The sequence below is a fragment of the Microbacterium halimionae genome (assembly GCF_011761265.1).
Lineage (GTDB): Bacteria > Actinomycetota > Actinomycetes > Actinomycetales > Microbacteriaceae > Microbacterium > Microbacterium halimionae.
Genome location: NZ_JAAOZB010000001.1, coordinates 1119393 through 1129742, shown reverse-complemented (window position 1 = coordinate 1129742; position 10350 = coordinate 1119393). Strand labels below are relative to the sequence as shown.

Genomic DNA, 10350 nt, shown 5'->3' with positions numbered 1-10350 from the left:
TGACTGCTAGCTTTGCCCTAATCGCATCGGCAGGGGCCGTTCACTCGGTACCTATTTAAGGGAGTTTCATGCAGATTTCAGTCATCGGGTGCGGTTACCTCGGTGCCGTTCACGCGGCAGCCATGGCATCCATTGGTCACGACGTTGTCGGCATCGATGTCGACCAGCGCAAGATCGATACCCTCTCGCAGGGCAAGGCTCCGTTCTTTGAGCCTGGGTTGCAAGAGATCCTCACAGCTGGCATCGAGTCGGGCAAGCTTCGCTTCACCACCGACATGGCCGAGGCGCAGGGCTCTAAGGTGCACTTCGTCGGCGTCGGTACCCCTCAGCAAAAAGACGGCTACGCGGCAGACCTCACCTACGTCAACGCAGCTGTCGAAGGCCTGCTCCCCTACCTCTCTGAGGGCGACCTCGTTGCGGGCAAGTCGACGGTTCCCGTCGGCACCGCGGCCGACCTCGCCGAAAAGGTCACACCTACCGGCGCAACGCTCGTCTGGAACCCCGAGTTCTTGCGCGAAGGCTGGGCCGTGCAAGACACCATCGACCCCGACCGCCTCGTAGCTGGCGTTCCCGCGGGCGCCGAGGGCGAGCGCGCAGCCGACATTCTGCGCGAGATCTACTACCCCTCCATCGACAAGGGCACACCGTTCATCGTCACCGACTATGCAACGGCAGAGCTCGTCAAGGTATCCGCCAATGCGTTCTTGGCCACCAAGATCTCGTTCATCAATGCCATGGCCGAGATCGCCGAAGTTACCGGAGCCGATGTCACCCAACTGGCCGAGGCGATCGGGCACGACGCGCGCATCGGTAATCAGTTCCTTAAGGCCGGTATCGGTTTTGGTGGCGGATGCCTCCCCAAAGACATCCGCGCATTCTCAGCACGAGCCGAAGAACTCGGCCGCGGCGAATCAGTCGCGTTCCTGCGCGAAATGGACGAAATCAACATGCGCCGCCGCGAACGCGCCGTGCAGCTCGTCGTTGAAGCCCTCGACGGCCAAGTCTTCGAAAAGAAGATCACCGTGCTCGGTGCCGCGTTCAAGCCTCACAGCGACGACATCCGCGACTCCCCCGCTCTCGACGTCGCCGTGCGCCTGCACGGGCTCGGCGCCAAGGTCACCGTCACCGACCCCGCCGCCATCGAAAACGCCCAGCGCGTCCACCCGCAGCTCGGGTACGTGCAAGACCGCGACGAAGCTCTCACCGGAGCGGATGCCGTGATCGTCGTCACCGAATGGGACGAATACCGCCGCCAGCTCTCGCCCGAGCACGCGGCATCCCTCACGGCCGGCACCATCGTCGTCGACGGACGCAACTGCCTCGACGCCGCCGCGTGGCGCGCCGCTGGCTGGACTTACTACGGCATGGGCCGCCCGTAAGGGTGACTTTGGGCTGACGGGGGCCTAGCGGCCTGTGCCGCCGTCGCGACCCGCGTGGCCCGCACCGTAGACGCCCGGGCCCATCGGGCCGTAGTCGGTGTCGTTGATTCGACGCTCGGTGCGTCGGGGTGGTCCGTTGTTCACACCGCGCGCCCAGCGCAGCATCGCGAGGGCGAGCACGAGCCCCGAAGCGAGTCCAAGACCGAGCCCCCACCAGAGGTCTTGAATCACCGCACTGAGCCCGAGGCCCATCAGCAGGCCGAGCGCCAGGCCTGAGACCCAGGCGACGACGATGCCGTATGTGCTGACTGAGGTCACTGGTGTTTCGCTCATGCGGCCACGATAGCTTTTTCAGTGTTTTCGGGCCACCCTTGTGAGTCGCAGCGGTAAGTGGCCTGATTCACTTACTGTCGACGCGCCCGATCGGATCGGTGCTGTCACTGAACGCAGAGCGAGCAGCGGACCAACTGCTCTCTTCGACGTGCAGAGCGGTCTGAAGGTAGGCAGTACTCATCCGCTGGATGACGGCGACCCGCTCAGGGTTCTCGTCGGTGGTCTCGGCTACTTCGTAGCCGACAATCCCGCCAAGCGAGTGCTCGGCACCGTAGAAGGTCAGCAGGTCGGTCGCGCCGGGGCTGTACGTGTAGGCGTCGGTGAACCAGTCGGGTCCGCGGCTCGACATCTTGGACTGGTCATGGTCGCCGGCGACGACGAGCGTGGGCGTGGTGAGCTCCTGGAATGAGGGGCGCATGAACGGGAAGTTCGCCTGCGCGAACGGATGCAGGTCGTCGCCGCCGACGCCGGTTGCGGCGAACAGGATGCCCGCGGTGACACGGCTGTCGGACATATCATCGCCGACCTGGCCGGCTTCGTCGAGGATCCGTGCGCCGAGGAGCGACTGCGCCGTCTGGCCGCCCCAGGAATGACCGGTAGCGGCAACGCGGCTGCGGTCGATTCGGCCAGCAAGTCCGGGTACGGCGGCCTCGATGGTGTCGAGCTGATCGAGAATGCGGGTGAGATCCGCGATCCGCTCGGTCCAGATCGTCGGAAACACCGGGTGATCGAACCCGAAACCGTTTCGGCGTGAGTCGAGGTGGGTGGGCTGGATCACGACGAACCCTCGCGAGGCCCAGAACGCGGTGAGCGGCGTGTAGCCGTCGAGGTTCCACCCGTTGCCATGGGAGAACACCACCACGGGGAGGTTCGTACCGGCAGTCGGCGCAGACACACGCACCTCCAAGGGGACGGGGCGGTCGGGGGCAGACAACATGACAGGGGCGACCGAGACGACCGGAGCGCTGGCGCCGATGATGCCGTCCAGCGCGTCGACGAGAAGCGAGGTCATGGCAATTCCTTTCTAGAGGTGCGCTCTGACATACTGTTTATCGGAGCATCGTTCCGCAACATTACGGAACCCTGCTCCGTATTGCAAATACGGGCGATCGACGCAGTGAGGACGAGCACATGGCTACGACCGAGAGCGACCAGTCGCACCCTGCGCGACCCCAGCAAGTGGGCCGTCCTCGACGAAGCCAGCAGGCACTCCTCGCTGCCGCGGCAGAGGTGTTCGTGACCTCCGGGGTCGACGCTCCGGTGCGCGACATCGCAGCCAAGGCCGGCGTTGGCGTGGGGACGATTTACCGTCACTTCCCGACCCGTCCGGAGCTTGTGGTGGCGGTGTACCGGCACCAGGTCGAGGCGTGTGCAGAGGCGGGCCCGCGACTACTCGCCGAGAGCCCGACGCCCGAGGCAGCCTTGCGGGCATGGGTGGCTTTGTTTGTGGAGTTCCTCGTTACCAAGCACGGCCTCGCTGGCGCACTGCAGGGAGACAGCGCCGGCTCCGATGCTCTGCATACCTACTTCGTTAGCCGTCTCGTACCGGTGTGTGGCGAACTTCTCGAGGCAGCACTCGAATCCGAGGAGGATGCTTTACCGGTCGACGCCTATAACGTACTCAAAGGCATCGGCAACCTCTGCATCGGTGCCGCAAGCGACGCCAAGTACGACGCCGGCGCACTCGTGCAACTGCTCATCTCGGGCGTGCTTAGCCGAGGACGTCACTAACCCAGATCCCACCGCTCCCTCGCGCGGGAAACGACAGCAAGCGCCACGAAAACCGGGCCGTTAATCGTTGCGATCTACGGGCCATCCTCTTCTCCCCAAAATTTCTTTGAAAAAGTTATTCACACTGGCCTGTTTTGGGGCGATTTGGCACGGTCAATGTCGGAGGTATGTTCGATACTTGAGTCATGTCAGAGAACACGACCACACAACACTCACCCGGGGCACGCACCCGGGCTGAGGTTGTGTTGTCGGCAGAATCCCGCCTGGCGCAGATCGCGCAGCTGCAGGCGGGGTTGGCAGAAGATTTCGCCGAAGGCGGGCGTATGGCGCTCGCTGAGATGCGTCTCATTCCGTCGCGCGAGTCGCGGGAACGAGAGATTCCGATGCGCTCCATGGCTGCAGAATTCGCGGCGGCATTGCGGATGTCGGATCGCACCACGCAAAATCGCATCGACGAGGCGATGGACGTCACCGAGCACTATCCCGAGACGTTCGCATCGTGGAGCGCGGGTCGCATCTCAGAACGGCATGTGCAAGAAATACTGCGGGCAGGCATAAACCTCACGGATGCCACAGCCAAGGCCCGATATGACCAAGAAGTGGTCGAGGTCGCTGAGGCCGAGACACCGGGACGGTTGCGAGGGTTTGCTGCAGCTCTGGCGGAGAAGGCACAGCCACGAACGCTCGAGGAACGTTTTGAAGACGCCAACGCGACGCGCACGGTACGGTTGTTTGACCTTGCCGATGGGATGAGTTCTCTCAACGCGGTACTGCCGTCGGTGCAGGCGCACGGGATTTTCAACCGACTCACGCAGCAAGCCCGAGCGTTGAAAGACTTCCGGGCGGGGCGATCGGATTACGGCACGAAGCTCCGCGCCGAGGATGAGCCTGTGGTGGATGATCGGCGGACGACGGATCAGATCCGCGCCGATCTGTTCTCCGACATGCTGCTCACCTCGGTGCCGAGCCTCGACCCGTTGGCGGGCGACGACTGTGGTGGGCTCGGTGCGATCAAGGCGATTGTGCAGGTCACAGTGCCTGCCACGACGCTCGCCGGAACCTCATCGACACCCGCGGATCTGTCGGGCTTGAGTCTCGTTGACCCCGAGAGTGCACGGCGCCTCGCGGGTACTGCACCGGGCTGGGATCGAGTGTTCACCCGGCCCGTCACGGGCACCGTCGTCGCGGTCGACAGGTATCGACCCACTGATCAACTCAAACGGCAGCTTCGGGCACGAGATCAACACTGCCGGTTCGTGGGATGCCGCATGCCCACCCACCGCTGCGACATTGATCACACCGTGGATGCTGCCCTCGGGGGCCCGACTCATCAGCACAACCTGGCGCATCTGTGTCGAAGGCACCACAGTTTGAAACATGCAAGCAAGTGGTCGGTGAAGCAGCGCGGTGATGGTGTTTTGGAGTGGACCTCGCCGACCGGGCGAAGTTACACCGACAAACCACCCGGGGTGGTATTCGAACCCGATGTGGTCGATCAACCCGGGGCAGAATCGGTTCCACGGGAGCAGTCTGCCTCCCCCGCACGTGGCGCCACACCTTTAGACGCGCCGCCGCCGTTCTGACGCAGCGGCTAGCTTCGCTGCACCGCGCTTAGACCTGCAATGCGCTGTGCTGCACTGCGCTCTGGTTGAACCTGCACCGCGCTCGAAGCTGCGCCGCGCTCGAAGCTGCGCCGCGCTTGAAGCTGCGCCGTTCCTGAACCTGCGCCGCGCTCGAAGCTGCAACGTACCTGAACCTGCACCGCGCTCGAAGCTGCGCCGCGCTCCGCTGCACGTGACGCTGCCACCGAGGTAAAGAAAGCCCTACGGCGATAAGCGGTGGTGGCGCCCAATCGCGCTCACCGTGGGAGTTCCACCCACGGGATCAGGCAAGACGACTGAATCGAGGTCGAACACTTCGCGCACCAAGTCTGCCGTCACGATATCGGTCGGAGCCCCCTGCGCCACGATTCGACCATCACACATCGCAATGAGATGGTCGGCGTACCGGCTCGCGAGGTTGAGGTCGTGCAGCACCATCACGATGGTTGCCCCCGAGTCTTTGTTGACGTCGACGAGCAGATCGAGCACCTCAATCTGATGCGTGATGTCAAGATACGTCGTCGGCTCATCCAGCAACAGCACCTCCGCGCGCTGCGCAAGCGCCATCGCAATCCACACTCGTTGACGCTGACCACCCGACAACTCGTCCACATTGCGCGCCGCGAGCGACACGACCGAAGTCGCCTCCATCGCCGCGTGCACAATCTCGTCGTCTTCAGTGCTCCACTTTCGAAACCACCCCTGATGCGGGTAACGGCCGCGCCCCACGAGGTCTGCAACACTGATTCCGTCCGGTGCCTGCGGCGCTTGCGGCAGCAAACCAAGCACGGTCGCAACCTCCCGCGTGTGCATCGAGTGAATGTCTTTGCCGTCGAGCAGCACCTTGCCCTCAGCCGGGGCAAGCAACCGCGAAAGCCCCCGCAGCAACGTCGACTTGCCACACGCGTTCGGGCCAACGATCGCGGTAATCGCGCCCGCCGGTATCTCAACATCAAGTCCATCGATGATGCGGCGGTCGCGATATCCGAGAGCCAAATGTGCCGCGGCGAGTGAGTGCGCAGAAGAGTCCGTCATTGTCCGCTTTCGTTGCCGGTTCGGCTCGCTCTCACAAGCAGCCAGATCAAAAAGGGAGCACCGACCAATCCCGTAACCACACCGGTCGGCAACGGAGTGCTGGGCAAGGCGTGCTGAGCGATGATGTCAGCACCCAACAACAGCGCGCCACCCACGCAGGCCGCAGTTGCAACACTCGATGATCCGGAACGCAGCAGCCGCCGACTTATCTGACCTGCCGCGAGCGCCACAAACGCCAGCGGGCCAACGGTCGATACGGCGATGGCGGCCAACGCCACGGCGCAGCCCAGCGTCGCAAGCCGAATTTTCTCTACCGGGATGCCGAGCCCCGCCGCGGTGTCATCGCCCAACGCAAGAATGCGCGCAGGGCGGCTGAGCATCGCCACCAACCCCACGATGATCACAGCACACGCCGTCATCGGCCACAGGGCCTGCCAGCTAGAGCCGCTCAGGCTCCCGGTCACCCACACGAGAGCAGTCTGCGCGTCTCTGATGTCACTCCGACTCAGAATGAACGAGACAAAACCGGCGCAAAACGCTCCCACGCCGATGCCGACGAGCACGAGCCGAAACGCATTGAGCCCTTCGCGCCACGCAAGCACATACATCAGCACCGCAGCAAGGAGGGTGCCCACGATCACGGTCAGAGTCAACACGTAGCCGCTCATCCCAAACGACACGATGCAGACGACCCCCACAACGCTCGCACTGGCGGTGATCCCGATGATGTCGGGGCTTGCCAGCGGGTTTCGCAGCGTGCTTTGAAAAACGGAGCCCGACATGCCGAGGCACGCGCCGACCACTATCGCTGTCAAGATGCGAGGTAGTCGCAGCTCTAAGACCACAAGCTCGGTCATCGCCGTGCCTTGCCCGATCATCGTGGCAAAGACTTCGCTGACACTGACCGACGCTTTGCCGAGGGTGAGCGACAGAAAAGCAAAAATAACAATCAACGCGATGAGCGCCGCGAGCACGACCGTCTTCTTGCGACGAGCCAACCGCCGAGCCGAGCGCCGACGAGCGACTGACGTCGTGAGAAGCGAGATATCGGCGCCGGTCATAGGCTCGGCAACTTCCGCCGTCGCACCATGGCGATAAAGAACGGTGCACCAACAAACGCCGTCACGATTCCAACTTCGAGCTCGCCCGGCGCCGCAATAAGCCGACCGATGATGTCGCATCCGAGAATCACGATCGGTCCGACGAGCGCAGAAAACGTGATCACTCGCCGGTAGTCGGGGCCGACGAACGCACGCGCAATGTGCGGCACAGCAAGGCCCACGAACACGATCGGTCCGGCAGCAGCTGTCGCCGCACCACACAGCAACACGATTGCCAGTGCCCCGAGCACACGAGTGAGCCCGACACGCTGCCCCAGCCCGCGCGCGACGTCATCTCCGAGCGAAAGCCCGTTGAGCTGGCGTCCGAGCAAGAGCGCGAGAACAACACCAACAACGACCGCCGGCATCATCTGCCAAAACACGTCGTAGCCGCGGCCAGCGATCGCACCTACCTGCCAAAAACGCATCGTGTCGAGCGCCGCCCGACTGGTGAGCAGTAGCGCCGTGATGATCGAACCACACGCCGCCGAAACGGCCGCTCCAACCAGCACGAGCTTCACGGGGGTCGCCCCCTCACGCCCGAGCGACGCGACCGCGAAGACGACAACCGAGGCGATCGCAGCGCCAAGAAACGCAAACCACACGTAGCCGCTGAGTGCCATCGCACCCGTTATCGACGTGCCGAGCACAACAGCGAGCGACGCCCCGTAGCTCACACCCAAGAGCCCCGGGTCTGCGATCGGGTTACGTGTCAGCCCCTGAGCGACAGCACCCGCGAGCCCAAGGGCACACCCCACAAGCAACCCGACAAGGGTTCGTGGCAAACGCTTCTGCACAACGATCAGGTCAACGGTGCTCTGCGGGTCGTAATGGAAGATCGCACCGATCACGGTGACCGGGTCGAGCCCCGATGCGCCGACCAAAATGCTGGCAAGCCCCACCAAGACAAGTGCGACCACCGCGACCGCATACGCAACCACGACGCGCCCACGAACGCGCCGCTGACCTATCGCCAAAGAATCAACCGACGTTGTCTGCCGCGGCAGCGAGCTCCGGAACATAAGAGTCGAGCATCCACGGGATCGACAGTACCGTCGGCGCACTGCTCGCCATCACGAACGACTCACCAACGACCGGAGCGAACCGACCCTCTTCGACGGCAGGCATAGCAGCGACCAACGGGTCAGCGAGGAAAGTATCAACCGAGGCCTGGCTGTCGAAGTATCCGACGATCAAGTCAGCATCGATTTCGCCGAGATTCTCATAGCTCAGCTGATAGAAATAGCTGCCCGCGGTCGGGTCGGCATCGAGGTCAGCAACGTTAGGGCTGACGACCATCCCCAACTGCGTCAGCAGGTCGACGCGCGGGTCGCTGGCACGAAAGATATTCAGCTGATCTGCCTCGAGTGCCGAGACGTACACGAACGTCTTGCCCTCGAGCACCGGCGCGCCGGCTGCGAGGTCGGAGATTTCCGACGCAACGCTCGCCTGCAGTTCCGCTGCTTCGGCTGATTTGCCGAGAGCCTCGCCGATCGTCGTCAGCTGATCCTGCCACGGCAGCGACCATGGCTCGTCGGGGTAGGCAACGACAGGAGCGATCTTGCTCAACGTGTCGTAGTCCTCCTGCGTAATGCCGGAATAGGGGGCAAGGATGATGTCGGGGTCAGCTTCGATGAACTCTTCAACCGGCACTTCACCGGTATCCGAACCGCTGAGCATCATCGGCGTCTCACCACCAAGATCGGCAATCGCCTCGGCATCCCACGGCAATACGCCCTCGTCGTTTCCGCCGTAAGAGTTGTAGGGCATCGCCACGGGCACGATTCCGAGCGCGAGCACGGCATCTTGAGACGACCAACCCCACGTCGCGACACGCGTTGGCGCCTCATCGATCGTCGCCGATCCAAGAGCGCTCTCGATCGTCACCGGAAATGCGTCGCTTGCAGCCGTCGCATCGTTGGTGGTCGTTGCTTCATCCGCAGCACAGCCAGATAGCGCGAGCGCCGAAGCGACAATAGCGGCCGCGACAACGACCACTCGCTTGCGGATAGACAGGCGAGATTGTGGGGGGATCATGAAACTCCTCGAGACGACGGCATCGCCAGTTGGCAAACGTAGGTAATCCTACCCTTACTAAAGCTGCATGACCGAGCCGTGACCCCGCTACCCGCTACCGCGCGGGCCACACCTCGACAACGACCTTGCCCGACGCCCGAGAGTCACGAGCGACGTTGAATGCCGCAAGGGCGTCATCGGCGGGCACAACGTGCGTAATGACATCTTCGATGCCAGGGTTCGCGTCGAGCAACGCGATCGCCTGATCGATCTCATCGTTGAACCGAAAAGTACCGAACCAGCTCAGCTCTTTCGAAATGAACGGCGCAATGTTCAGCGGCCGCTCTGCGTTCGGCACCATTCCCACCTGCACGACAGTCCCACCGATCGCCGCAGCCTTCACCGCGGTATTGATCGACGCAGCAACACCCGAGCACTCCAGCACAACATCGAAAGCACTCTCTGGCACGGCATCCTGCGTCACGTTCAGTGCCGCGGTCGCACCCAAAGCCCGAGCACGCGCGAGCGGCTCAGCAAAAACATCCGTTGCTGTTACGTCAGCTGCCCCCGCGGCAACCGCGGCCGCAACACCGAGCAGACCAATCGGCCCGACGCCCGTCACGAGCACCTTCTTGCCGCGCACATCTCCCGCCTTGCTAAGGCCATGCATCGCCACCGCGAGCGGCTCGGCGAGCACGGCCCGGCGCACCGGCAACGACTCGGGCAGCAACCGCACCATTTTGCGTTCCACGAGCAGGTATTCCACGAGACCACCCTGCGTGTGCGGCCACGTCGAAGCGCTACCGAGATAGGCACCTCCCGGCCACAGGTGCGGCGAATCAGCTAGGTCTTCACGCGGCTCACCGAACGTCGCCGGATGCACGGTCACGGGAGTACCCGCACTCCACTCGTCAGTCGGGTCAAGATCGATGCGCCCCGACACTTCGTGCCCGGGAATCAACGGTTCCTTCACCACGAAAGCGCCGTTGGCGCCCTCGAAGTAGTAATGCAGATCGCTCCCGCAAATCCCCACGTACTCAATGCGCACGCGCACCTGATCGTTTGCAGGCACCGGAACTTCAAGCATCCCGATCCGAAGCGAATCTTTGCCGTCGATAAAGGCCGCGCGCATGTCACTCATCTCTTATGTGCTCA

The 10350-nt window shown here is 63.2% G+C and carries 10 protein-coding genes; 3 read left to right on the top strand and 7 right to left on the bottom strand.

What is annotated here, in order from left to right:
- Positions 1-68: 68 nt before the first annotated feature.
- Entirely contained in the window at positions 69-1379 is a 1311-nt protein-coding gene (locus FHS06_RS05240; protein WP_167046344.1) for a UDP-glucose dehydrogenase family protein, read from the top strand.
- Positions 1380-1403: 24 nt separating this feature from the next.
- Here FHS06_RS05240 and FHS06_RS05235 read toward each other — a convergent pair whose 3' ends face one another.
- Together FHS06_RS05235 and FHS06_RS05230 are read right to left on the bottom strand one after the other, a co-directional pair.
- Positions 1404-1712: a hypothetical protein gene (locus FHS06_RS05235; RefSeq protein ID WP_167046341.1), complete on the bottom strand. Its 309-nt coding sequence runs from the start codon at positions 1710-1712 to the stop codon at positions 1404-1406.
- Between the two features lie 67 nt (positions 1713-1779).
- Positions 1780-2724 (bottom strand): alpha/beta hydrolase family protein, encoded by a 945-nt coding sequence (locus FHS06_RS05230; RefSeq protein WP_167046338.1) that lies wholly within the window; start codon positions 2722-2724, stop codon positions 1780-1782.
- 119 nt (positions 2725-2843) lie between these two features.
- Between FHS06_RS05230 and FHS06_RS05225 the strand changes: the two genes are divergently transcribed.
- Both FHS06_RS05225 and FHS06_RS05220 read left to right on the top strand, forming a co-directional pair.
- On the top strand, positions 2844-3443 hold the full coding sequence (locus tag FHS06_RS05225; RefSeq protein ID WP_167046335.1) for a TetR/AcrR family transcriptional regulator: 600 nt from the start codon (positions 2844-2846) through the stop codon (positions 3441-3443).
- Between the two features lie 185 nt (positions 3444-3628).
- On the top strand, positions 3629-5026 hold the full coding sequence (locus FHS06_RS05220; protein WP_167046332.1) for an HNH endonuclease signature motif containing protein: 1398 nt from the start codon (positions 3629-3631) through the stop codon (positions 5024-5026).
- A 240-nt stretch (positions 5027-5266) separates the two neighbouring features.
- On the opposite strand, the gene FHS06_RS05215 is transcribed toward FHS06_RS05220, so the two are convergent.
- The 5 genes from FHS06_RS05215 to FHS06_RS05195 all read right to left on the bottom strand — a co-directional run bounded on the left by FHS06_RS05215 (position 5267) and on the right by FHS06_RS05195 (position 10327).
- Entirely contained in the window at positions 5267-6079 is an 813-nt protein-coding gene (locus FHS06_RS05215) for an ABC transporter ATP-binding protein (RefSeq protein ID WP_167046329.1), read from the bottom strand.
- On the bottom strand, positions 6076-7140 hold the full coding sequence (locus FHS06_RS05210; RefSeq protein WP_167046326.1) for a FecCD family ABC transporter permease: 1065 nt from the start codon (positions 7138-7140) through the stop codon (positions 6076-6078). The genes FHS06_RS05215 and FHS06_RS05210 overlap by 4 nt, the downstream gene beginning before the upstream one ends.
- Positions 7137-8201 (bottom strand): FecCD family ABC transporter permease, encoded by a 1065-nt coding sequence (locus tag FHS06_RS05205; protein WP_167046323.1) that lies wholly within the window; start codon positions 8199-8201, stop codon positions 7137-7139. Before FHS06_RS05205 ends, FHS06_RS05210 begins: the two co-directional genes overlap by 4 nt.
- Positions 8161-9216, bottom strand: a complete 1056-nt coding sequence (locus FHS06_RS05200) for an iron-siderophore ABC transporter substrate-binding protein (RefSeq protein ID WP_167046320.1) — start codon at positions 9214-9216, stop codon at positions 8161-8163. Before FHS06_RS05200 ends, FHS06_RS05205 begins: the two co-directional genes overlap by 41 nt.
- Before the next feature lie 94 nt (positions 9217-9310).
- Positions 9311-10327: a zinc-binding dehydrogenase gene (locus FHS06_RS05195; RefSeq protein WP_167047973.1), complete on the bottom strand. Its 1017-nt coding sequence runs from the start codon at positions 10325-10327 to the stop codon at positions 9311-9313.
- Positions 10328-10350 lie beyond the last annotated feature (23 nt).